Origin of the sequence: Campylobacter sp. RM16189 (genome assembly GCF_012978815.1) — a bacterium.
In the GTDB taxonomy this organism is placed as follows: Bacteria; Campylobacterota; Campylobacteria; order Campylobacterales; family Campylobacteraceae; genus Campylobacter_A.
Genome location: NZ_LIWR01000005.1, coordinates 33,113 through 58,677, shown reverse-complemented (window position 1 = coordinate 58,677; position 25,565 = coordinate 33,113). Strand labels below are relative to the sequence as shown.

At 36.7% G+C, this 25,565-nt stretch carries 17 protein-coding genes; 9 read left to right on the top strand and 8 right to left on the bottom strand.

Annotation, left to right across the window (positions count from 1 at the left end; translation table 11 throughout):
* Position 1: 1 nt before the first annotated feature.
* Positions 2-1,159 carry a hydrogenase small subunit gene (locus tag CDOM16189_RS04635; protein WP_169974727.1) on the bottom strand — a complete coding sequence of 386 codons (1,158 nt, stop codon included), beginning with the start codon at positions 1,157-1,159 and terminating at the stop codon, positions 2-4.
* Positions 1,160-1,654: 495 nt separating this feature from the next.
* Positions 1,655-3,052: a class II fumarate hydratase gene (fumC, locus tag CDOM16189_RS04630; protein WP_170000782.1), complete on the bottom strand. Its 1,398-nt coding sequence runs from the start codon at positions 3,050-3,052 to the stop codon at positions 1,655-1,657.
* A gap of 99 nt (positions 3,053-3,151) precedes the next feature.
* Here fumC and pbpC point away from each other — a divergent pair, with 99 nt between their 5' ends.
* The 8 genes from pbpC to CDOM16189_RS04590 all read left to right on the top strand — a co-directional run bounded on the left by pbpC (position 3,152) and on the right by CDOM16189_RS04590 (position 16,774).
* Positions 3,152-5,320, top strand: a complete 2,169-nt coding sequence (gene pbpC / locus CDOM16189_RS04625) for a penicillin-binding protein 1C (protein WP_170000781.1) — start codon at positions 3,152-3,154, stop codon at positions 5,318-5,320.
* A complete protein-coding gene (locus tag CDOM16189_RS04620; protein WP_169974733.1) occupies positions 5,320-10,506 on the top strand; it encodes an alpha-2-macroglobulin family protein in 5,187 nt (1,728 codons plus the stop codon). Before pbpC ends, CDOM16189_RS04620 begins: the two co-directional genes overlap by 1 nt.
* A gap of 138 nt (positions 10,507-10,644) precedes the next feature.
* On the top strand, positions 10,645-13,260 hold the full coding sequence (locus tag CDOM16189_RS04615) for a valine--tRNA ligase (RefSeq protein WP_170000780.1): 2,616 nt from the start codon (positions 10,645-10,647) through the stop codon (positions 13,258-13,260).
* A 14-nt stretch (positions 13,261-13,274) separates the two neighbouring features.
* Complete coding sequence (locus CDOM16189_RS04610; protein WP_169974737.1) at positions 13,275-13,421, top strand: hypothetical protein; 147 nt, start codon at positions 13,275-13,277, stop codon at positions 13,419-13,421.
* A 17-nt stretch (positions 13,422-13,438) separates the two neighbouring features.
* Positions 13,439-14,395 (top strand): methionine ABC transporter ATP-binding protein, encoded by a 957-nt coding sequence (locus CDOM16189_RS04605; RefSeq protein WP_170000779.1) that lies wholly within the window; start codon positions 13,439-13,441, stop codon positions 14,393-14,395.
* Positions 14,395-15,069, top strand: coding sequence for a methionine ABC transporter permease (locus CDOM16189_RS04600; RefSeq protein WP_170000803.1), 675 nt, complete (start codon positions 14,395-14,397; stop codon positions 15,067-15,069). The genes CDOM16189_RS04605 and CDOM16189_RS04600 overlap by 1 nt, the downstream gene beginning before the upstream one ends.
* Positions 15,070-15,334: 265 nt before the next feature.
* Complete coding sequence (locus CDOM16189_RS04595) at positions 15,335-16,111, top strand: MetQ/NlpA family ABC transporter substrate-binding protein (protein ID WP_170000778.1); 777 nt, start codon at positions 15,335-15,337, stop codon at positions 16,109-16,111.
* Between the two features lie 69 nt (positions 16,112-16,180).
* Complete coding sequence (locus CDOM16189_RS04590) at positions 16,181-16,774, top strand: DedA family protein (RefSeq protein WP_170000777.1); 594 nt, start codon at positions 16,181-16,183, stop codon at positions 16,772-16,774.
* Positions 16,775-16,809: 35 nt separating this feature from the next.
* On the opposite strand, the gene mog is transcribed toward CDOM16189_RS04590, so the two are convergent.
* Genes mog through CDOM16189_RS04560 form a run of 6 tightly spaced genes read right to left on the bottom strand, consistent with a single transcriptional unit; the run spans position 16,810 to position 24,394 of the window.
* Positions 16,810-17,349 (bottom strand): molybdopterin adenylyltransferase, encoded by a 540-nt coding sequence (gene mog, locus CDOM16189_RS04585; protein WP_169974747.1) that lies wholly within the window; start codon positions 17,347-17,349, stop codon positions 16,810-16,812.
* Between the two features lie 51 nt (positions 17,350-17,400).
* Positions 17,401-19,068: an ATP-dependent metallopeptidase FtsH/Yme1/Tma family protein gene (locus CDOM16189_RS04580; RefSeq protein ID WP_170000776.1), complete on the bottom strand. Its 1,668-nt coding sequence runs from the start codon at positions 19,066-19,068 to the stop codon at positions 17,401-17,403.
* The gene (gene mtaB, locus CDOM16189_RS04575; protein WP_170000775.1) at positions 19,055-20,305 is read right to left on the bottom strand and encodes a tRNA (N(6)-L-threonylcarbamoyladenosine(37)-C(2))-methylthiotransferase MtaB; all 1,251 of its coding nucleotides are present in this window, start codon (positions 20,303-20,305) and stop codon (positions 19,055-19,057) included. The genes CDOM16189_RS04580 and mtaB overlap by 14 nt, the downstream gene beginning before the upstream one ends.
* Entirely contained in the window at positions 20,305-21,906 is a 1,602-nt protein-coding gene (locus CDOM16189_RS04570; RefSeq protein WP_170000774.1) for a mechanosensitive ion channel family protein, read from the bottom strand. Before CDOM16189_RS04570 ends, mtaB begins: the two co-directional genes overlap by 1 nt.
* On the bottom strand, positions 21,903-22,943 hold the full coding sequence (gene aroB, locus CDOM16189_RS04565; RefSeq protein ID WP_169974755.1) for a 3-dehydroquinate synthase: 1,041 nt from the start codon (positions 22,941-22,943) through the stop codon (positions 21,903-21,905). The genes CDOM16189_RS04570 and aroB overlap by 4 nt, the downstream gene beginning before the upstream one ends.
* Before the next feature lie 41 nt (positions 22,944-22,984).
* Positions 22,985-24,394, bottom strand: a complete 1,410-nt coding sequence (locus CDOM16189_RS04560) for a COG3400 family protein (RefSeq protein ID WP_169974757.1) — start codon at positions 24,392-24,394, stop codon at positions 22,985-22,987.
* A gap of 34 nt (positions 24,395-24,428) precedes the next feature.
* Between CDOM16189_RS04560 and tgt the strand changes: the two genes are divergently transcribed.
* Positions 24,429-25,547 (top strand): tRNA guanosine(34) transglycosylase Tgt, encoded by a 1,119-nt coding sequence (tgt, locus tag CDOM16189_RS04555; protein ID WP_170000773.1) that lies wholly within the window; start codon positions 24,429-24,431, stop codon positions 25,545-25,547.
* The last annotated feature ends 18 nt before the right edge of the window (positions 25,548-25,565 follow it).

Here is a 25,565-nt window from a genome sequence, read left to right as displayed (position 1 = left end):
ATTATGCCTCTTTCTCTTCTTTATCTTTTGCAAAAACAGCAAGTGCAGCGTGTGCAGCCATACCTATACCAGCAAGCGCAAGCACACCTATGCCTATCTTGTCGCTTACATTATCGGCACCAAGACCCAAAACGGTGTCAAACAGTCTATCCCCCATAGGCTCTTCAAATGGTCCCATGGTATCCCAGAAATCAGGCTCACTACAACCTATGCAGCCGTGACCTGCTTGAACAGGCCAGCTTGTATGCTGATTAAATCTCTCGCGTGAGCAATTATTGAATGTGTATGGACCCTTGCAGCCGACTTTATATAAGCAGTATCCGTCTTTTGCGCCCTCATCACCAAATCTTTGAACAAATTCGCCCGCGTCAAAGCGTCCGCGTCTTTCGCAAAGATCGTGAATCCTAAGACCGTAAGCCCATTTTGGACGATTAAATACATCAAGAGCCGGAAGTGTCCCAAATAAAATATAGTGAAGTACGTTTCCTACGATATTTTTTTCGCTTGGAGGACAGCCAGGAACATTAATAACAGGCTTGCTTGTAACCTTGCTCATAGCTTGTGAATTTGAAGGGTTTGGACGAGCCGCCTGAACACCTCCAAAACTGGAACAGGTACCTATGGCAAAGATTGCTGCAGCGTTTTCACTAGCGTGTTTTGCATTGTGATATCCGGTGTGTCCTAAAGCCCCGATAGTTAGATAGTTTTCTGTAGCACCCATAGGTATACCACCTTCAACTAAAAGTATATACCTGCCTTTATATTTTTCTATAGCACTTTCTAAATTCTCCTCAGCTTGCCAACCGGAAGCCGCCATAATAGTTTCGTGATATTCAAGCGATATATAATCAAATATAAGACTATCTACCGTAGGAGTATCCGTTCTAAGTAGACTTTCGCTACAGCCTGTACACTCTGCCATATGAAGCCATATCACAGGCAAGCGATCGCTTAGCTCTGCAGCCTTTGCAACGATAGGCGTCATAGATGCAGGAAGCGCCATAAACGCGGTCATCGCACCTGCCCATTTCATAAAATCACGACGAGTAAAGCCGCTTGCCTTCAGAGCTTCGCTTATGGAGCCTTCACTCTTTACTCTTGGTAGCTTGGCCAGAATATTGAGTCGCTCATTAACTCTGGCAAGAACATCATTTTTCATACCTACTCCTTAAAAAAATGAATTTATACCACAACAAATATGTAAATTTTACATAATTATATATATAGAAAAAATAAAAAGAACTTTAATATTTTACAAAATACTAAATGAAATATAAATTTTTTAATAATATTTTGTCTTGGATGAAATATTACTATTAATTCTCATTGTTTATTATTTATAAAATATATTAATTTTTTTTTATAATAATTGATTAATATATTTTTTAGAAATATGCTATTTTCATTATTTTAAAATAAAAATATATACTTAAAATTATTATATAAATTATCAAAAATAAGATTTAAGATAAAAATACTCTGATTTTTATTTAAATGAAATTTTTATTTAAAATATTTGATTTATTTGAAAATATGCCAAATTTGCTTTTTTATTTTTTGTATGTTTTTTGTAGCTAAATTTAAAGTAAAATAAATTTTACCCACTCGCAAAAAGTTAAAAAAATCAAGCGAAAGGGTAAAATTTAAATCAAATTTATTTTTTAGGATAGGTCATCTCTTCAGGACGGACATATTTATCAAACTCTTCAGCAGTTAAAATCCCTAAATTTACAGCCTCTTCTTTTAGCGTAGTGCCGTTTTTATGAGCTGTTTTAGCTATCTTAGCCGCATTTTCATATCCTATATAAGGATTTAGCGCAGTTACTAGCATAAGCGAGCCGTGCAAATAGCCGTCTATAACCTTTAAATTCGGTTCAATCCCCACAGCACAGTGATCGTTAAAGCTTATCATCGCATCGCTTAAAAGTCTGATTGATTGAAGCAAGTTATAAGTAAGCACCGGTTTAAACACGTTTAGCTCAAAATTTCCTTGAGAGGCGCTAAGAGTTACCGCAAAATGATTTGCCATGACCTGAACCGATACCATAGTCATCGCTTCGCACTGCGTCGGATTTACTTTGCCCGGCATTATGGAGCTTCCGGGCTCATTTTCAGGGATAAAAATTTCGCCTATACCGCATCTTGGGCCACTTGCAAGCCATCTTATATCGTTTGCTATCTTCATTAAATTTGCAGCCAAACCATCAAGAGCTCCGCTTAAAAATACTTCGCCGTCATGACTTGTAAGTCCGTGAAATTTATTTGGATGAGAGACGAATTTAAACTCGCTTTTAGTTAGAGTGTTTAGCTCTTCGCTTACTAAATTTGAAAACTCTGGATGCGAATTTAGCCCCGTTCCTACGGCTGTTCCACCGATAGCAAGCTCACAAAGATACTTCATTGCGTCATTTACTTGAAGCTGCGCTTTTCTAAGCATCTCGACATATCCGCTAAGCTCTTGTCCGAGTGTGAGCGGAGTAGCATCTTGCAAGTGCGTGCGCCCTATTTTCACTATGTCTTTAAACTCTTTACTCTTGCTTTCCAAAGTCGCTTTAAGCTTGCTAAGCGCAGGCAAAAGCTGCTTTTGAATTTCTACTACAAACGCAACTCTCATCGCAGTTGGATAAGTGTCGTTTGAGCTTTGACCTTTGTTTACGTCATCGTTTGGATGAACAAGTTTTTTTATTCTAAAATCCTCGCCTAAAATTTCAGTCGCTCTGTTTGCGATGACTTCGTTTAAGTTCATATTTGACTGAGTTCCTGAGCCTGTTTGCCAAACTACAAGAGGGAAATTTCCGCATAACTTGCCCTGCACTATCTCGTCGCAAGCCTGTGATATGGCTTTGGTTTTGGCTTCATCAAGTCTGTTTAGCTTGTGATTTACTATCACGCAAGCTTTTTTAAGATATGCAAAGCCTTTGATAACTTCTTTTGGCATTTTTTCTTCGCCGATTTTAAAATTCTCAAAGCTTCTTTCGGTTTGAGCACCCCAATACTTATCGTTTGGAACCTTGATTTCACCCATGGTGTCTTTTTCTATTCTATATTGCATAAATGATCCTTTTAAATTATTTTTGATATTTTATATCATAATTAATAAATAAAGGATAACTACGTTAGCTTTGCCTATAAAATCTGTTATAATTTTAAAATGAAGAATAAAATTATTAAATTTGCTAAATTTGGTTTTATCTTTATCGCATCTCTTTTCTTGGCATTTTTAATACTTGATTTTGACTTCCCTTTAAATACGAAAATGCTCACTAGAGAAAATTCTTCGATATTGTTTGATAAAAATGGCGAGATTATTTCTATGCGCCCAAGTAGCGATGAAATTTGGCGTTTTGAGGCGCAAAATATCCCACAAACGCTCAAAGATAGCGTTTTGCTCTTTGAGGATAGATACTTCTACTACCATTTTGGCTTTAATCCTTTTTCAATGGCTAGAGCCGCGCTTCATAATTTAACCCACAAAAACCGCATAGGAGCTTCAACCATAACAATGCAAGTAGCCCGCATGATGAGCCCGAAAGAGCGGACATACGCAAATAAAATCAAAGAAATTTTTACCGCCTTTCAGCTTGAATGGCACTACACAAAAGATGAAATTTTAAAATTTTACTTTAATCTCGCTCCTTATGGCGGCAACATAGAAGGCGTTGTGGCGGCTGCGAGATTTTATTTTAATAAAAATTTAGAAGATCTAAGCATTGCTCAAATGGCTCTTCTTAGCACGATCCCAAAAAATCCGAACGCAAATCGCCTTGATAAAAAATCAAACATAAATACTTTAAAAAACCGCGTAGTAACTTTGCTGTATAAGGCTAAAATAATAGACAAGAGCCAATATCAAAGAGCCAGAAGCGAGCCATTTAAAAATAAACGCTTCAATGCGCCTTTAAATGCCAAGCAATACTCTTTAATCGCTATTAAAAACGGAGTTATAAACTCGAATCTGAATCTAAATTTACAAAATATTTTAGAAACAAATTTAAAAATAGCCTCAGATTTAATGATGGATAAAAATGCCAAAAATGCAGCCGGTATAATCATAGATAATAGATCAATGAGTGTGGCTGCATATGTTGGCTCACATAACGAAAAGGCTTTAGACGGGGAAAATGACGGAGTGATTATGAGTAGAAACGTAGGCTCCACTCTAAAACCTTTTATATTTTCATTAGGACTCGATCAAGGCTTCATAACCCCTAAAAAAGAGATGATAGATACTGAAATTTTCATAAGAGAATACAATCCAAAAAATTACGATAACGAATTTTTGGGCATAGTTTCGGCTACAGAGGCCTTAGCGCTTAGCCTAAATATACCTGCTGTAAATTTAAATCATAAACTTAAAGAAAACTCACTATACGAGATGCTAAAAGAGATAAATTTAGTAAAAAATACAAAAGAATTTTACGGCGACAGCATATCATTAGGAAGCGCTGAAATGAGCCTATTAAATTTAGCCCACTTATATACAATATACGCCAATAAAGGGGAGTTAAAACCTCTTGAAGTCGCAGGAAAAACAATAGGAGAAAACAAACGTCTAATAAGCGAACAAAGTGCGTATCTAACTGCAAAAATGCTATCAAAGGCAGCCAGAAGCTACCTAGGAGTTACATGGCAATATGCAAAGGATACCCCGCAAATCGCTTTTAAAACCGGCACTAGTTATGGATCAAGAGATATATATGCCATAGGAGTTAATCAAGACTACACAATAGCGGTATGGTTTGGAAATTTTAACGGTAAAAAGACTAAAAATTTAAGCGGATTTTCTGATGCCTCCAAGGTTGTTTTTGATATCTTTAAAATTTTAGCTCAACAAGAAAGTCTATCTTTTATCGATATTCCAAACGGAATCGAAGAAAAAGAGAGCTGTCTGGACGCATTTAAATTTAAAGAGTGTAAAAATATACAAATTGATGAGCTTATAAGCGGTGTTGAACTAAAAGATGATTGCGATAGTATAAGAAGTGAAGAGGTGGATTTCTTACTAAAAAACAATAAAATTTCAAAACAAGATATAAAAGACAGCCCCTGCTTTTATAAATTTAAAAACCATAAGCCTCTAATAGCCTCACCTTTTAACGAACAAATAATAATGAGTAATGAGAAGGAAACTAAAGTTATGCTAAAATGTTACGCATATATTGGAGATGAAATTTATTACAAAATAGATGACGAAGAGTTTAATAAGACCACAAACGCAGCCGAAAAAATGCTAATTCTAAAAGAAGGTGAACACAAAATAGGTTGTCTGGATGAGAATTCAAATTTAAGCGAAATAAAAATAGAAATAAGGAGGTTTTGATGTTATTTAGATCTACAGCAGCTACTCTTATGCTATGTTTGAGCCTAAATGCTTTCACTCTTACGGGTGATTTTAGAGCGCCTGATGATAGAGTATTAATCTTTGGAGTAAAATACGAAAAAAAGGCTACATCGTCACTAATTGGAACGATGACGCATAAAAAACTTCTAACATGCACACCAGAACTTGAAGGAGTATACGAATACGGAAACAACGATATCACGCTTTATCTTACAAAACCACTTGTAAAAGGTATTGATTACAACTGCATTAAAGATAAAACTTCGTCCGGGTTTTACAGCGGGGATTTTGTATTAGACAAATTTGTAGAATACTCTAAAAGTGATTATCTGATAGGCTTTAATGACGAGGTTAAAGAAGAAGAATTTGTTAAAAATTTTAAAATTTACGAGAGAAAAAATCTAGCGAAAAACGATATCAAATACAAAATCACAAGCAAAACAAAGAATAACTTTAATGTAAAACTACTTAGTAGCGGAGAAAATTTGATATTTGACGTATCAAATAATCTAAAAAGCACCTCTGGAATAAATTTGGATAATAACTACGCAATACCTCAAGAGCCTACGACAGAAGAGATGTTTGTGGATAATCCAGAGGCTAAAACTATGCTTCTAACCGCCCCTAAAGCAGTTAGTTTGGATAATGGAAAATTAGCCATAAGACTATATTTAAAAAATTGGCTTGATTATGGAAATTTTCATAAATTTGTAAGTATAGACGGAGTTAAAAATTTTAAAGTTAGCGAGATTGAGTATACGAATTATACAGAGAAAGAAGATATACCGCAAGATCACTATTATTACATTGATGTCACAAGCGATGAATTTAAACCGAATACAGAATATAAAATAAGATATTTAAAAGGATTTGGAGATAGGTATTCATTACTAAGAGAGAGTGCTGAATTTAAAATCAAATTTGGAAATTTAAAACCGTTTTTAAAATTTAGCGATCCGCAAAATGCTCCATATATGTCAAATATCGGCGAGATAGCCATAGAAAGCGTCAATACAAGCACTGCAAAAGTAGTAGTAGAAAAACTAATGGATCAAAACTATAGATACTTCTTAAATTTTTCAAACGAAGACCTATCGCCTTTAGTTAAAGAGGTAGCAAGTAAAAACTATGAGCTTGGCGGGACTTTAAATGAAATTTCAAAACATAAGATCAAGCTTGACTTCGCAGATAGCGGAGATGGAGTGTATCTTATAACAATATATTACGACAAAGAAAAAAGCACATCTAAAGTAGTATATTTAACAGATATAGGCGTAAGCGTCAAACTGGCTAAGGATGAGATCTTTTTATTCGCCAATAGACTTAGTCAAAATGCTGTGGTAGCAAACGCGGATGTAAAAATTTATTCTAATAAAAACGAAATTTTAGCAAACGGAATAACAAACGATGAGGGCATATTTAAATTTAACAAGAAAAATATCGGCGAAGAGGCTTCATCTGCTGTCGTAACCATAGGCAAAGAGCAAGGGTTTATAATCTTGACTCAGGGCAAAAATTTAAACGAAAATGGCTACTATCCAAAGAAAGCTCCAAATGAACTTTACAGCGCTTATTTACACTTTGCGAGCGATATAATTCGTCCATCAGATACAATAAAAGGAGAGATAATAATCAAAAACGCTATATTTAGCGCTCTATCTGAAATGCCTGTAAAACTTAAAATAAAAGATCCTCAAAACAAAACAATACTTAATAAATCTATAAAGACAGATAAGCTTGGAGTGATAAATTTTGACGAGAGTGTAAATTCGGAACTTAGCGGATCGTTTAAATTTGAAGTTATTTTCGCAGACAGAATACTAACTTCTCAAAATTTCTCAGTTGAGTCCTTCACTCCTCAACGCATAAAAAATAACATAACACTAAATAAAGATATATATAACAAAGATGAACTAATAGAAGCTAAGCTTCAAAGCAACTATCTATTTGGTGCACCTGCTGGTGATTTAAAAGGCAACATAGAGCTAAATATGTATCAAAAAGAGTATTCAAACGATAAATTTAAAAATTATAATTTTAGTAATAGTGAATACTCTAAAATATACTTTGACCAGATATTTAAAGATATAAAGCTTGACAAAGACGGCAAGAGCACAAAGATAATAAAACCGCTTATAGGGCAAAAAAAGGTTGCAAGCGTAATTGGTGCTACCTTGGTCTTTAATATCAATGATGATGGTAAAAATATATCGGCAAGTAAAAATCTAACTATCTATCCTTTTGATACTATGGTAGGAATCAAGGCCGATACCGACTTTACAGAGGTTAATAACAATGTAAATTTTAACTTCATCAACATAGATCCTATAAGTGGCGAAGAAAAACAAGGAATAGAAAAAGTAATAGATATAAAAAGAGGAGTATGGAATTACAACCTAGATAAAGAAGGTGTGATGAGATGGAATAAAAACTATGAAAGCATATCTAAAGTATCGCAATCTACAAATACATTTTCTTACAGCTTCTCTCAAAGCGGAGATTACAAAGTAGTCGTAACGGATACTATAAGCGGACATAGTTCAAGCATAAATATATATGTCAGTGGCTGGGATTACGGCTCACTTGCTCCTACAAAAGAACTGGCAAAAGCTCAAATAAAACTAAATCAAAAGAGCTATAAAAAAGGCGATGTGATGAGTGTAGATGTAAGCTCTGTACTCAAAAACGCTATGGCACTCGTTACACTTGAAAGCAACGGGGTAAAAAAACATAAAATTTTAAATATCCAAAATAACTCAGCCAATGTAAAATTTGATCTGGATTTTGACTTTGAGGGATTATATGTAAGCGCTCTCATCATAAGAGTAGCCGATAGTGATATACTTCCGTTTAGGGCATACGATAAGGTTTATGCCAAAGCAGAACATAAAGAAAGAAATATGGAAGTAAAAGCAAAGGCTCCAAATGTAGTAAGGTCAAATTCTAAATTTAAGATGGAAGTAAAAGCCGATCCTAATTCTGAGATTACATTATTTGCTGTAGATGAGGGAATTTTGCAGATAACTAATCAAAAATTTAAAAGCCCTCTTGATTTCTTCAATAAAGCAATAGCGGATTCTGTGCTTGATTTTGATATATTTGACAGTATTACTGGATTTAAAAAAGACGGTAAAGTGCTAAGCTTTGGCGGTGATACGGCTAGCTCACTAATGGAGATGAGAATGGCGAAATTTGCAACTCCAGTTGACAAGAAAAACGTAAAAACTTATATCAAAATGCAAACTACAAAAGCTGATGCTAGCGGAAATGCAACTTTTGAAGTAGAGGTTCCTGAGGACTTCAATTCCAAGATAAATCTAGCCGTTTTAGCAAAGAGCGAAAGTAAGCTTGGTTTTGATATAAGTGAAATTAACGTCAAAGATGACATTATATTAAAACCTACACAAACTGCATACTTAGTAAAAGGCGATAAGATAAATTACATCCTAAGAGTTATAAATACTACAAACGATACAAAAGAGATTACTCTTAGCTTAGATACAAATTTAAACGCAAAACTTGAAAAAGAGAAGATAACTCTAAAGCCAAATGAGAATTTAAAAACAACAATTGTCTTAGAGGCAAACTCTACCGGCAAATCGTTCTTGAAATTTAAGGCAAACGACGGCAAAGAAAGCTACTCTTACTCATTAAATTTAGACGTGGTTTATCCTTGTCCACTCAGCACATATGCCACATCTTTTCAGGCAAGCGAAAAGAAAACTTTGACATTTGAGCCTGAATTTAAAGATATCAAAATAGATGCTTCAACCTCTATAAAAAGCCTTCTTGGAGCAAATAGCGATAAGCTTATAAACTATCCTTACGGATGCTCGGAGCAACGCTCAAGTAAGCTTTTAGAGCTTAACGCCTTAGTGCTTAACGACCAAAACAGCACAAAATCAAGAATAGATGCGGCTGACATTAAGAGGTTTATAACAGCAGGCATGAAGGATCTTATAAAAATGCAAAAAGCTGATGGAAGCTTTGGTTATTGGGGAGAGTTAAGCTATACTAATAATTTTGCCTCTATCTATGCGATAGATACGCTTTTAGAGCTTGAAAAATCAGGATTTGAACTTGATAAAAATGTGAAGTCAAAAGCCATTAGTTGGCTTATGAATTTTGGCTCAAAAGACAATCTTCAAGCCCTATATGCAGCTTATGTATTAAGTACTCAAAACAAGCTTGAAAAATCTGCAGCCAATGCACTTTACGATAATAGAAAATTTTCAACCTCTCTTGAAGCTTACTTGATGGCATCGATCCTTCAAAATGTAGGACTAAAAAAAGAGAGTGAAAATGCACTTAAACAAATTAGCGATGTAGTTTATAACAAAGAGAAATCTCTAGCTGATAACTTTGGCTCAAGAAAGAGAAATACAGCGTTTACACTGCTACTTCACACTAGACATTTTAAGAAAAACGCATTTAGCGAAGAGATGGCAAACTATCTAATCAAAAATATAGACAAAATGTATTCTACGCAAGAGCGTGCATTTACATTAATGGCACTAAGAGCTTATATTAAAGATACTTCAACTAGAAATAAATTTAAGATAAGCTACGATGGTCAAGATATACTTTTTGACGGATTAAATAATATCGACATATCTCCTAAAAAACCTGAAATTACCGTTACTCCAGAGTCTGGATCATCGGTATATTTAAGCGTAAGAAGCTTGGCATATAGACCTCTTAATATAAATCACGATTTTAATAAAAAGGGTCTTGATATCTATAGAACCTTTGTCGATAAAAATGGTAAAGAGGTAGATATCAACAACATTAAGCTAAATGATGTCATATACTCCAAGCTAACACTAAAGACAATAGACTACATAAGAAACGGAGTGATAAATGAGCAGATAAGCCCTTGCTTTGAAGTCATAAATGAAAATATAGCTCCGAATTTGAGAACAAAGGCTACGAAAAACACTCTATATGTCGAACATCAAAATATACAAGATGATAGAGTACTTAGCTTTTACTCGCTTAATTCAGGATACGCGAATGAAAAAGATAAGGTGCCGTTTGCTATTTATACCCCGCTTAGAGTCGTGATGAGCGGTAAATGTATGCTACCTGCGGTAATTACAGAAAATATGTATGACGAGAGCATAAGCGATTACGATCTAGCTCAAAAAGAATTTATCGTAAAATAAACCAAAAAGAGGTGGCTTTACCAGCTAGAGCCTCCTCTTTCAACTTTAAATTTAAATCTACTCTTACAAATTTAATCGCCTTATTAGTAAAATTCTGATAAAATCGAGCATTTTTGATAAATTCTAAAAGGATTTGAAGTGAGTTTTTACAACGCAAAAGAGGTTGAAGAGAAATTTTATAAAATTTGGGAAGAGCGCGGATATTTCGAGATAGATGCAAACAAAGAGATCCAAAAAGACGGACGCAAATTTTGCATTATGATGCCTCCTCCAAACGTCACAGGTTCGCTTCATATCGGACACTCCCTTACTTTTACACTTCAAGATATCATCACCCGCTATAAAAGGATGGACGGCTACAAAACACTTTGGCAGCCGGGGCTTGATCATGCAGGCATCGCCACTCAAAACGTCGTTGAAAAGCAGCTTTTAGCTCAAGGTATAACAAAAGAGAGCATAGGACGCGAAGAGTTCGTAAAGCGCGTATGGCGATGGAAGGAAAAAAGCGGCGGCATGATAGTTCATCAAATGCGCCGCCTTGGCATAACTCCCGCTTGGAGTCGCCAGAGATTTACTATGGATGAAGGGCTTAAAAAAGCCGTTAAAAAGGCATTTGTCAAGCTTTATGAAAACGGCACGATAGTTCGCGGAAACTACATGATAAACTGGTGTACGCATGATGGCGCACTTAGCGATATCGAGGTTGAGCATAAAGATAACAGAGGCAAGCTCTATCACATCAGATACTTTCTAAAAGATAGCAAAGACTATATCGTAGTAGCCACAACTCGCCCGGAAACATACTTCGGCGATACAGCCGTAATGGTAAATCCAAACGACGAGAGATATAAACACCTAGTCGGCAAAAAAGTGGTTTTGCCTATCATCAACCGCGAGATAGAGATCATAGCCGACGAGCACGTGGATATGGAGTTTGGAACAGGACTTGTTAAGGTTACTCCTGCTCACGATATGAACGACTACGAGGTTGGCAAGCGCCATAATTTGGAGTTCATCACATGCTTTGATGAGGCTGGAATCCTAAACGATCAGTGCGATAAATTTAAAGGTCTTGAAAGACTTGAAGCAAGAGATATCATCGTAGCGGAGCTAGAAAAGATTGGCAACATCGAAAAGATTGAAGACTACGAAAATCAAGTAGGCTACTGCTACCGCTGCAAAAATATCGTAGAACCTTACATTTCAAAACAGTGGTTTGTAAAACGCGAGATAGCCGATCAGGCAATTGCAGATGTAACAAGCGGTCTTGCTAAATTTTACCCTCCACACTGGATAAATAGCTTTAACGCTTGGATGAGAGAACTTCGCGACTGGTGTATATCTCGTCAGCTTTGGTGGGGACATCAAATTCCCGTTTTTTATTGCGATGATTGCGGCCATGAGTGGGCTGATGAGAGCGAACCGACAGAGTGCAGAAAGTGTAAAAGCAAAAATTTCCATCAAGATCCGGACGTGCTTGATACTTGGTTTTCTAGCGGTCTTTGGCCTTTTAGCACGCTTGGTTGGGGTAACGGTGACGAGCTTAAAAACGAAAAATGGTTTGAAAACGATTTAGCTGAATTTTATCCAAACAACCTGCTGATAACAGGCTTTGATATACTATTTTTCTGGGTTACAAGAATGATGTTTCAAGGGCAAAATGCGCTTGGCGAGCTTCCGTTTAGCGATATATATCTGCACGCTTTAGTTAAAGACGAGCAAGGTAGAAAGATGAGTAAAAGCCTTGGAAACGTGATCGATCCGCTTGATAGTATTGAGGAGTATAGCGCCGATATCTTGCGTTTTACTCTGGCACTTCTTGCCGTTCAGGGTCGAGACATAAAGCTTAGCGAAGATAAGATTAAATTAGTAAGAAATTTCACCAATAAGCTTTATAACGCCAGCAAATACCTGCTACTAAACGAGAGTAAATTTGAAGATCTTGATAAGATAGAGCTTAAAACCAAGCTTGGAATTTATATAAACAGTCGCTTTAATGAGTGTGTTCGCCAAGTGCGTGAAAATATCGATACCTACCGCTTTAACGACGCTGCGAATGCGCTTTATAAATTCCTCTGGGATGAGTTTTGCGACTGGGGAATCGAGCTTAGTAAAGCCGATAAAAGTAGCGTAAAAGAGCTTGGAAGCATATTTAAAGAGGCGATGAGGCTGCTAAGTCCGTTTATGCCGTTTATAAGCGAATACTTATATCACGAGCTAAGCGGCACAAATTTACAAAACTCAGGCTCTATAATGATTTCACGCTATCCTGAGATAAAAGAGCAAAATTTAATGATAGAAGGCATTTTTTCACTGGTAATCGAAGCGATAGTTGCTATAAGACGCGCAAAAGCTACGATTGACCTAGGAAATTCTAAAATCTCAAAGGCTTACGTAAAGCTAAACAGAAGCGAAAATTTAAGCGAGGCAAAAGAGTATATCGCCCTACTTTCCAAATGCGAGCAAATCGAATTTGTAAGCAGCAAGATAGCTGATGCAGTATGCGATGTAAGCGAAAATTTAGAAGTCTTTATCTCGCTTGAAGGCGTTGATATGTCGGCGATGATAAGTAGACTTACCGCGCAAAAAAATAAGCTTGAAAAAGAGATAATAAAGCTTTCAAACATGCTTAATAACGAAAAATTTGTAGCAAACGCCCCTGCTGATGTGATAGAAACAAACAAAGCAGGCCTTGCAAGTGCAAAAGAGCAGTTTGAAAAGGTGGAAGCTGAGCTTAAAAAATTTAGTAAATAACTTAAAGGATAAGAATGAAGGGTTTAGGATTTGGTGGATTTACGTTAGGAACTGTCGTTGCGGTCGCCTTGTCATGGGGTGCAAATAAGAGCATTTTATGGGCGATTATACATGGATTTCTTAGTTGGTTTTATGTGATTTATTATTTTTTATTTAAATAACAGGGCATATAAACTTAATGATAGAAATTTCAAATTTGATTAAATACTATGGCGATACAAAAGTCATAGATGATGTGAGTTTTACGGTAAATGAGAGCGAAATTTTCGCACTTGTCGGACATAGCGGAGCAGGCAAATCCACTCTGCTTCGCTGCATAAACGGACTTGAGAGTTATCAAAGCGGCTCTGTAAAAGTATATGGTAAAGAGATAAAAGATATGAGCGCAAACGAGCTTAGACACTTTAGAAAAGATGTCGGCATGATATTTCAGCATTTTGCTCTGATGGCTAGAAAAAACGTATTTGACAATATCGCAACACCGCTTGAGTTTTGGAAATATCCAAAAAGCGAAATTCAAAAAAGAGTAAGTGAATTGCTCGAGCTTGTAGGGCTAAGTAACAAATCAAAAAGCTATCCAAGCGAGCTAAGCGGAGGTCAAAAGCAGCGTGTAGCCATAGCTAGAGCGCTTGCATTAAATCCTAAAATTTTACTAAGCGATGAGGCGACTTCGGCCCTTGATCCAAACACGACAAATTCGATTCTCGAGCTTTTAAAGAAGATAAATCGCGAGCTAAAAATAAGCATAGTTATCGTCACTCACGAGATGGAAGTCGTAAAATCAACCGCACATAGAGCGATCCTGCTAGAACACGGCAAAATCATAGGTTCAGGAAGTATCGAAGAGCTATTTTTAAAACCGGATGAAAAGATGAAAGAGTTTTTAGGCGAAGTTGAAATTCTGCCTCAAAGCGGAGTTAATATCCGTCTGTTTTTCCCAAAAGAGGTAGCGCAAAAAAGTATCATAACTCACATGGCAAGAACTCTAAATGTAGATTTTAACATCGTCTGGGGCAAGCTTGAAAAGCTAAACGAAAATGTCCTTGGCTCGCTTGTTATAAACGTAGAAAAAGAAGATGAGGCAAAAGTGATAGAGTACGTCAAACAAAGCGGCGTTTTATGGGAGGTAGCGTAATGTTTGGGATAGATTTTTCTAAATTTCCCGATGTTTTTGAGCGAATTTTGCTTCCTGCGATTAACGAGACGCTTTATATGAGCTTGGTTTCCACACTGCTTGCATTCGCGCTTGGGCTTATCCCCGCGGTACTTTTAGTGCTTAGCGATAAAGACGGACTTAAGCCAAACAAAAAGCTGTATCTAGTGCTTGATATAATCGTAAACACGCTAAGAAGCTTTCCGTTTATCATACTCATCATCGTGCTTTTCCCGTTTACTAAGATGATAGTGGGCACAAGTATCGGCACAACGGCAGCCATCGTGCCTCTTACGATAGGTGCCGCACCTTTCATCGCAAGGCTAATTGAAAGCGCACTAAAAGAGGTAGACAAAGGCATAATTGAAGCTGCTAAAAGCTTTGGAGCCTCAAATTCGCAGATCATATTTAAGATAATGTTCGTTGAGGCGCTTCCCGGCATAATATCTGCCATAACCCTTACTTTGATAGTTATAGTCGGCTTTTCGGCAATGGCGGGAGCGGTAGGCGGAGGCGGTCTTGGAGCGGTTGCGATCAACTACGGATATCAACGCTTTAGACCTGACATCATGCTTTATACCGTGGTTATCTTAATCATAATGGTTCAAATTTTCCAGTCAATCGGAAATTTACTCTACAAAATAACAAAAAAGTAGCATTTTGTGCTACTTTTATTTTTTTTTAAATATTTTTTATCTACAATCTCAAAATTATTTTAAAAGAAAGGATTGAAATGAAATCAGATATGTGCGAAATGTGTCGTTGTGTAAAATTTAAGTCGTCGAAAGACTAACGCTAAGCACAAATTTCTTTTTAAGTGCTTAGTTCAAGCTAAACATTTAAAAAGAAATTTAATAAGCTTCTCGCCTATACTATCCTTTTAAATGAATTAGCTGTATTTAAAATTTAAAGGATAAAAAAATGAAATTTTCTAAAATTCTACTTGGTGCACTACTTGCAGTAACTTTAAGCTCGGCTGATAAAACTAAGACAATCATAGTTGGCGCTACACCTGTTCCTCACGCAGAAATTCTTGAAGTGGTTAAACCTCTAGTTGAAAAAGACGGATTTAAACTTGAGATCAAAGAGTTTAACGACTACACTATCCCAAATTTGGCAACCGAAGATGGCGATCTTGACGCAAATTTCTTTCAACACTTGCCATATCTAAACGAATTTAACAAAAACAAAGGCACTCATTTGGTTAAAACGGTAGGTGTTCACCTTGAGCCAATGGGAGTTTATTCAGCTAAGATAAAAGATCTAAACGAGCTAAAAAACGGCGACACTGTGGCTATACCAAATGATCCGACAAACGAAAGCCGCGCACTAGACGTGCTTGCAACTGCAGGACTTATCAAGCTAAACGATAATCCTCTAAAAACTCCGCTTGATATCGTAGAAAATCCTAAAAATTTAAAATTTAGCGAGATCGAAGCAGCGCAAATTCCAAGAACGCTTGGAGATGTAACTATCGCGGTTATCAATACAAACTACGCTTTAAACGCGAAGCTAAATCCGTCAAAAGATGCGCTTGCGCTTGAGAGCAAAGATAGCCCTTATACGAACTACGTGGTTGTAAAAGTAGGCAATGAAAACGCTCCAAAAATAAAAGCTTTAGATAAAGCTATAAATTCGGCTGAAGTGAAAAAATTTATAGAGAGTAAATACGAAGGCGCTATTCTTCCTGCGTTTTAATGCAACCCAAGGCCTAAACATTTAGTTTAGGCTTTTATATAAATCCAAATTTTACTACAAAGGCTAAATTTGCTCAGTGAAGTTATAAATTTTATCGTTGAGACTGTCGGGCAATGGGGATATGTCGGCATATTTTGCATGATGTTTTTAGAAAGCTCGTTTTTCCCGTTTCCAAGCGAGATAGTTATGATACCTGCCGGATATCTTGCAAGCAAAGGTGAGATGAATCTAATCCTAGCTTTTTTAGCAGGCACCGGCGGCTCTTTAGCGGGTGCGGTGTTTAACTACTACTTATGCTACTTTTTCGGAAGAGATCTCATACTAAAATACGGCAAATATGTGCGAATTACAGAAGAAAAGATGCAAAAATTTGAAAATTTCTTTAATAAACACGGCGAAATTTCTACATTTAACTGCCGTCTAATCCCTGGAATTCGTCAATATATAAGCCTTCCGGCAGGTCTAGCTAAAATGAATCTTTTTAAATTTAGCCTTTATACTACACTTGGTGCAGGAATTTGGGTGGCAATCTTACTTGCTGTGGGGTATTATCTAGGAACTGATTACAATAAAGAGCTATTTAAAAATATAGTCTTAGCAATGCTTGTTGCAGTAGCTGCCATAACGGCAATTTATATTTACATAAAAAAATCAAAAAAATAGATTAAGGAGAGATTTGAAGCTCTCCTTTTGATTAGTTAAGAAATCTTCTTTTGCTTTGGTCTAAAGACCTTCATCACATTTTCATCAGTCTCTATATAAGCACCCTCGATAAGATCAATACAGTAAGGTATAGAAGGAAATATCGGCTCCAAGCACTCTCTTATAGCCTTTGGCTGTCCCGGTAAATTTACGATTAAGGCGCGTCCTCTAATGCCAGCTGTTTGGCGTGACAGTATTGCAGTAGGCACAAATTTCAAGCTTGCCGCTCGCATTAGCTCACCAAAGCCGGGCATCATCTTTTCGCATACTGCTTCAGTTGCTTCAGGAGTTACATCTCTAACCGCAGGACCGGTTCCTCCAGTGGTTAAAACCAGATTACATCCTAGATTATCAATCATATTTATAAGTCGCTCTTTTATAAGCTCAAACTCATCAGGAATTACCTCGTATATATACTCGCGCTCACTTGTTATCCACTCATCAAGCACTGCTTTTATCGCAGGTCCCGATTTATCTTCATAAGCACCTTCGCTTGCTCTATCTGAAAGCGTTAAAATTCCTATTTTTATCTTCATAAATTTTACTCCATTGTTAAAATATATGCGATTTTAGCATATTATTGCAAATTATTCATAAGAGCTTTGTATTATTATCTTTATCGCTGTCTTATCTATACTCTCGTTTGCTATGATGTACTCACAAATTTTTTCCGTTTGCGCCTTCATCCCTCGCAAGAACTCCGATATCTCGCTATACGCTTCTTGAAGTATGCTCTCCACATCAGCAGGATTTGGCACTAGAGTTTTGCCCATACCATACTCAAAAACCATATTTTGAGCGATCTCTTTTGCCTTTGCTATATCGCTGTGTGCATTTGAAAAGATGTCGTCCCTGCTCTCTTTTAGAGCGCTCATACCGGCAAGGCATACTTTTATGCGAGATAGCATTTGAGTCTTAGACTCTATCTCGCGTTCAGTGGCTCTAAAGTGATCTTCTACAAGCGAAATTTTTTCAAATTCAACCCCAAACCAATAAGCACTTAGAGCCTTTGCGCTCTGATAAAGAGCTTGAATTTTCTTCTCTTCGTCGCTATAGCTAAGCACTCGTTTTTTACCAAGCAAGACTTTATTAAGCACGCTTTCAAAATCACTCATATCTATTGTGCCTTTATTGTTCCTAAGTGCGTTTATGGCCGCTTCATTAACCAAAGTGGCAAGCGCGGCTCCCGAAAAACCGACGCTTATCTTAGCGATATCCTCAGGCGATACGCTAGAGCTTTTATCTTTTAGATATGATTTTAAAATTTCAACTCTGTCTGAAAAATCAGGCATCGATAAATAAATTCTCCTATCAAATCTGCCCGAGCGAAGCAATGCCTCATCTATCATCTCGATCCTATTTGTTGCAGCTATCACTATGACGCCCGAGTTATCCTCAAAGCCGTCCATTTCGGTAAGAAGCTGATTTAGCGTAGCCTCGCGCTCATCGTTTCTACTTCCGCCGCGCACTTTACCGACCGCGTCTATCTCGTCGATAAAGATTATCGAAGGTGCGTAAGCCTTAGCTTTTAAAAACAGCTCTCTAACCCTTTTTGCACCCATTCCTACGTAAATTTGCACAAACGCCGCACCGCTTTGATAAAAAAACGGCACGTTAGCCTCTCCCGCTACGGCCTTTGCCACAAGCGTCTTACCGACTCCTGGAGGTCCTATCATAAGCACGCCTTTTGGCATTTTAATACCGAATTTTTTATATTTAACAGGATTTTTTAAGAAATCCACTATCTCGCTAAGCTCAAATTTTACGTCTTTTATGCCCGCCACATCGCTAAAGCTTACGTTTGAGATAGCAGGCATCACCGAGCTTGTAAATATATTTTCAATCTCATACACTCCCATTTTCTCATCGCTTGTGTTTTCCGATTTTTTCTTTAGCTTGTATCTTCCATAAACAAATAAAACACCGTATCCAATCGCTATAAGAAATATTACAGCTAAAATTTCTTCTATTATAGGATGCTCTTTTTTCACATTTACGGGTACTTTTTGAACTAACTTGCTCATATCTATTCCATCTTTTACGATAGTGTATTTATGCCCGCCTTTTGTCGTGATCAAAATTTCATTTTGCACTATAGTAGCTTCAGATATCAGATTGCCATCAAGTAGCTTTTCGTAACTATCATACATAATATTTTTTGGCTGATTTTTAAAAGCCACTATAGACATCAAGCATATTAATAGTAGCGCTAAAATAGCAATAATATTTTTCTTATTAAATTTAAATTTTTGCATAATTTGCCTCGTTATTGACATCGTATTTATCCACTATTGCCCACTCTTTGACAATATCTCTATCTGTTTTTATCTTGACTTTATTATAAAACTGATCAAACCCTTCGTAAAATTCGCCGTTTAACTGCTCGACTAAGATGTTTAAAGGCACTTTGTTGTCGTTTCTAAATTTAAGGTTATTTTGCGCTACTATCTCTTTAAGAGTTTTCATCCTCTCTTTTGCCACATTACCGCTTACATCGATCTTCATAGTTGCCGAGTGAGTGTTATTTCTTGGCGAGTAAGCAAAGCAGTGCAAGTGAGTAAGTGGAAATTTCTTAAAATTTTCCAGCGCCTCAGCCCAAATTTGCTCGCTCTCTCCGGGATGTCCGACGATAAAATCAGTCCCAAGCGCAAAGCCAAGCTCTGCTAGCTCCAAAAACAGCTCGATATCTTTAAGCGCCCTATTTCTGCGCCTCATTATCCTAAGCATTGCTTCGCTTGTGTGCTGAAGCGCAATATGAAGGTGTCTTTCCAGCCAACTCTCTTTTAAAATTTCTCTAAAGCTCTCATCTATCTGGCTTGGCTCGATACTACCAAGACGAATTCGCTTTATGCCGTTTATGCTTCCAAGCCTATGAAGCAGCTTTCCAAGCGATGAGCCGGTATCCTTGCCGTAGCTACCGATATTAGTTCCTGTTAAGACAAGCTCGTTATAGCCATTTGAAGCTAAAATTTTAGCCTCATTTAAGATACTTGCCTCATTCATACTCCTTGCCTTACCGCGCACCGAAGGAATGATGCAGTAACTACATACAAAATCACATCCCTCTTGAATTTTTATAAATGCCTTCGTGTGATTTTCGTAGTTTGTAACTATATTTTTATCTATACTTTCTAAATTCCCTAGCTCAAAAAATGGATTTTCAAACTTTAAAAGCGAATTTATATCTTCTTTTTTACTTGCGCCTATAACGCCAAAAACAGAGCTTTTATCAAAGAGCTCCCTACCCTTACTAACCGCGCCGCATCCTGTGAGTATTACCTTTGCGCCGCGTTTTTTAACGCTATTTATATAGCTTCTAGTGCCGCTATCTGCGCTATTTGTGACGGTGCAAGAGTTTATTACTACGATATCGGCTTCATTTTCATCATTTGTGATCTCATAGTCCTTTACGTAGCTCTTCATCAGCTCGGTATCATATATATTTGTGCGACATCCGAAGGTTTTAAAGTAAATTTTCTCTCTTGCCTGCATTACATTATTTCTTCATTGTTTTCTATAGGTTTTGGATCGCTCGCCTTCCTTCTTTTATCCATATAAAGAGTCTGAGTAGGATATGCGATCACTATATCATCCTCTTTTAGCAAGCTCTCTATAATTTCTGAGCTAATAGTGCTTCTTAACGCCATAGGGGCAAAAGAATTTGTCATATACCAAGCCGAAATTTTAACCCCATGAGGCTCTATAAATGAAAAAATTCTAGGCTCTACGTTTGGATTTTTGATACTATATTGATTTCTTAGCTTACTCATCTGCTTTTTGGCTATGTCTGTATAGCCTTTAGAGTACTTTCTGACTATATTTTTGATTATATAGACAGCTTTTTTATGGTTTGATTCAAAGCTAAGAGTGATATCTATACCATCCCAAACGGTTTTCATTCCCTGATGCGAGAAATTTGCTATAAGATCGGTAAAAATATAGTTATTTGGTATAAAGATAATGCGTCCGGCTCTGCGATTAAATTGATAAGTGTTAAAAGTCACATCCTCATATATGGTCATTCTAAGAAGAGATATGTCTATGATATCGCCCACAAAATTTTCCCCGTCTTTTCGCACTTTGATACGATCTCCAACGTGAAAACTACCGCCAAATACTATAACCATCCAGCCAAGCATACTCATAAACATATCTTTCATCGCGATAGCAATACCAGCTGACGCAAAACCAAGCACTGTGACTATATATGTAACATTTTCGATATAGGCAAAAAGTAAAATCAAAATTATAAGAGTTATATTTACTAAATTTATAAATTTATTTGCAGTATATAATCTCTCGTTGTCGGTAATTGTCTTTTTGATAATAAATTTAAATAAAAACGACAAAGCTACAACAACAAGGATAAAAATCCCTATATTCATAGCCTTTTTCATTTGAGCCTTGATATCTTCGGTCGCTCTACTTATGGCCTCTATAATCCTTTTTTCATATACACTGTATGTAGTCTGAGCGATATCTTCAGCAGCCTTAAACTCGACAATCTCCTGCCTAATATCAATCAGTTCATTTTTATAGGTCTCGTCTTCGCTAAGTTTTACTATTTCAGATAAAATTTCCTCTTTTTTATTAAGCTCGTCTATAATTCTATCAAGCCCCTCAAGACGTATCTTGTATTCGTCTTTAGTGCTTCTAAGCTGCTTAATATAAGAAAAGCCAGAAATTACAGCTATGGGGTTTGTGATCTTTTGCATACTATCTATCTCAGGAGCCGTTATCATGCTAGAAAAAGGTGCTTTTTCAAATTCTTTTAAAAGCTCAAGCTGCTCTTTGATGGTGTTTTGCTTTTTTTGCAGCTCAATCGTGCTTTTACTACTAGATTTACTCTGCTTTTTAAGCATAGCCTCTATAGTTTTAAGCTCATCTGTTAAATTTTGAAATGTTTTATAGTTTGAATACCTTGTAATCCAAATATTGCCTGCAAGCTTTTCGTTAATAGGTATAAGTTTATTCCTAAGCTCAAGCAAAGCGGTATCTTTGATAGCGGCAGTAGCGTTTGATTCGGCTATTATTCCATCACCATTACCAAACAAAAATACAAAAAATAGTAAAAAAACGAATATTTTTTTCATTTAAACTCGCTTAAAACTTGCATTACAATATCTTTTGGGATATCTTGCCTTATCTCATATCCACCTATACCATTTGGTAAAATAAATTTAATCTTTGAATTTTCGCTCTTTTTATCTAAGAAAAACGCATCATAAAAGACATCTAAATCTGCAATTTTATATTCTACAGGTAGATTAAATTTAACTAGCAAATTTTTAATCCTATCTCTATCTAAATCTGTTAAAAGCCCTAATTTAACCGCCAATGAATTAACCATATTCATACCTATAGCCACAGCCTCTCCGTGTAAAAATCTCTTATATCCGGTTTCATTTTCTATAACGTGAGCAAAGGTATGGCCATAATTTAGCACAGCTCTAATGCCTTTTTCGGTCTCATCTTTTTCAACGGCTTTTGCTTTTAAAGATACGCTTTTAAAGATCAAATTTTGTAAATTTTCATTATCGCTCAAATCAGTTTTTTCAAGCCACTCAAACATCTCTTTATCAAACATAACAGCCATTTTTACGGCCTCTGCAACACCCGCTGCAAATTCGCGTTTTGGCAAGGTCTGTAAAAATTTACTCTCACAATACACCGCACTTGGTTGATAAAACGAGCCTATAAGGTTTTTGCCAAATTTATTATTTACACCTGTTTTGCCGCCCACACTCGCATCAACCTGAGCTAAAAGAGTAGTCGGTATATTTATAAACCTTATTCCTCTTTGATAAATGCTAGCTACAAACCCGGCCATATCACTTATCACACCTCCGCCAAATGCGATGATAACACTACTTCTATCAAGCCTACTTACAAAAAGCTGTTCTAAAACCTCTTCTATGCTCTTTAAATTTTTATACTCTTCTCCGTCAGGCAGGGTAATGATAAATTTCTCTTTACATTTTAAAACAGCAAGCAGACTATCAAGATGTAACCCACCTACTTTAGAATTAGTAATAATAGCCACCTTTGTATCAATTTTTAGCTCTTTAAGCTCATCTATATAGACCTTGTAGTTTCTTGATATATCTTTTAAATTTATATCGATTTGCAAAGCATCCCCCATTTTTATATGTTTTATTCTATCTAAATTTACTAAGTTGTTGGTATAAAAATTTGGTAATTACCGCTAAGCTTAACATAAAGCCTATTCATATCGTTTGAAATAGATGCCAAAGGATCTTTTCTGCTCATTTTTTTGGTAAATAGAACAAATTGCAGCAAATTTTCCTCGTTTTTTAGCTTTAATATCGGATTTTTTTCACTATCCTCTATGATTTCCACCTTTCTGCCGAAAATTCTAGAGAGGTTGTCAAAGTGCTCTGCGAGACTTGAGTCTTTAGCCTTGCCAATAGTAAAATGATATAAAGAAATAGGGATATCAAGCTGAGAGCAGCAATCAAGAATAGCCGCAGACTGACTCTCTATATCCTCTCCGCCACTTAAAACAACGCCTTTTGAAATATCCTCTATCTTGTTTTTGCCTATGGTCATAATAGGCCTTTTTGTATCAAAAAACAGCCTTTTATTGGCTTCAAAAAAACTATTTGTAGTTATTAGCATACCTATATCGTGCTTTGTTACATCTTCTTTTATGATCTCGCAACTACTGGTAAAATAGTTAAATTCAACCACTATAGACTCATTATTCATATTTCTTAGAGTTTCGTAGACCTCATTGATCATAGAATTTATCACTTTGATATAAAGTCTCTTGTTGTTTAGTCTTTTGTTAAATTTAATACTTCTTGCGACAAGTTTTCTACACTCATCTTCACTCATATTCTTCATATCTATCAGGGCATACAAATTTGATCCGAACGGGCTTGGAAACTGCCCCGTCTCTTTTTTGATACTTCTAAATACGCTTAAAAGCACACTTGGTTCGCCGACTATGAGCAAGGTATCGTTTGGCAATATCATTGATGATGGGGTGGCGATCATAAAATTTGATCCACGATAAATCATAACTATACGCCATTTTTTTTGAGGTATGGATGCTACGTGACGATACATATATGAGCTTCCTACAGGCACCTTAACCTCCATTATCTCACCTCTTCCAAGTCCTACATTATCGGCTACCAAAGGCATATCAGGAAGTGAATCAATAAGCTTAACCGTCATAACATCTCTCTCGTCAAGAATCGTCAAATGTTTGTCTTCATCTATGCACTTATCCTCGAGCCCCCAAATATCCATAAGCAAAATATCGGTTTTCTTGCTAATTTGCCTTAAATTTTTATATACATTCACAGCGTCAAAGCTATCATTTACAACTACCATAAACTGGCTAAAATAATCATTCACTACACCTTTTAATCTTTCAAAGCTAGTAGGATCAAACCGATAAAAAGAGAAATTTTCCAAGCTTAAATTTCTAGGTATAATATCGTCTTTATAAGTTATAACAGTATAATGATGTGAGCTATTTTTAGCCACAAACAATCTTTCTAAGAAATGTTTCGCTACAATTCCATCTGCAATTACCAAAATATTTTTCATAACTACTCCAAATTTAAAGGAATATTATAGCAAAATGACTTTTAGTATAGATAAAACGGACGGCAACGCACGTGCAGGCACTTTGACAACCACTCATTCTACCATCCAAACTCCTGTTTTTATGCCTGTAGGAACGGTCGGTGCCGTTAAGAGCCTAGACGCTATAGATATGATGGAAATTTTAAACGCCAAGATCATTTTAGGAAACACATATCACCTCTATCTGCGCCCGACAAGCAAGGTTGTAAAAGAGTTTGGCGGACTTCATGGATTTAGCAAATTTAACCGCTCTTTTCTAACCGATAGCGGCGGCTTTCAGGCGTTTTCTCTTAGTAAAATTTCAAAGCCCGACGAGCATGGGATCCACTTTAAAAGCCATATCGACGGCAGCTCTCACTACTTCACGCCAAAGAGCGTGCTTGATACGCAGTATGATCTAAATTCAGATATCATGATGATACTTGATGATCTTATCGCCCTGCCTGCCGAGCCTAAGCGAGTTGAGCTTAGCATAAGACGCACGATAAATTGGGCTAAGGAAGCTATTGATTACCACAGAGCAAACCAGCAAAAAGGCATAGGCTTAACACAAAATATATTTGGCATCATTCAAGGTGGAACCGACTACGAAGCGCGTAAATTTTGCGCCGAAGCGCTTTGCGAGATGGAATTTGACGGACTTGCCATAGGTGGCTTAAGCGTAGGAGAGAGCAACGAGGAGATGTATGATACGGTTGAAGGCGTGATACCATATATCGACGCAAACCGCCCGCGCTACCTCATGGGAGTTGGAACGCCTGAGGATCTGGTAGAAAATGTGGAGCGCGGAGTTGATATGTTTGACTGCGTGATGCCTACTAGAAATGCGCGAAACGGCACTTTGTTTACAAGCTTTGGCAAGATAAATATAAAATCGGCCAAATTTATAAAAGACAACGCGCCCATAGACCACGAGTGCTCGTGCTACACATGCCGCAACTACTCGCGTGGCTACTTAAATCACCTATATAAAGCGCGCGAACTTACATTTTTCCGCCTAGCTAGCCTTCACAACCTGCACTACTATCTAAATTTGATGAAACAGATGAGAGAGGCGATCATGCAGGGCAAATTTAGCGAATTTAAGAGAGAATTTTACGCAAAGAGGAGCTAAGGTCCTCTTTGATTGAAA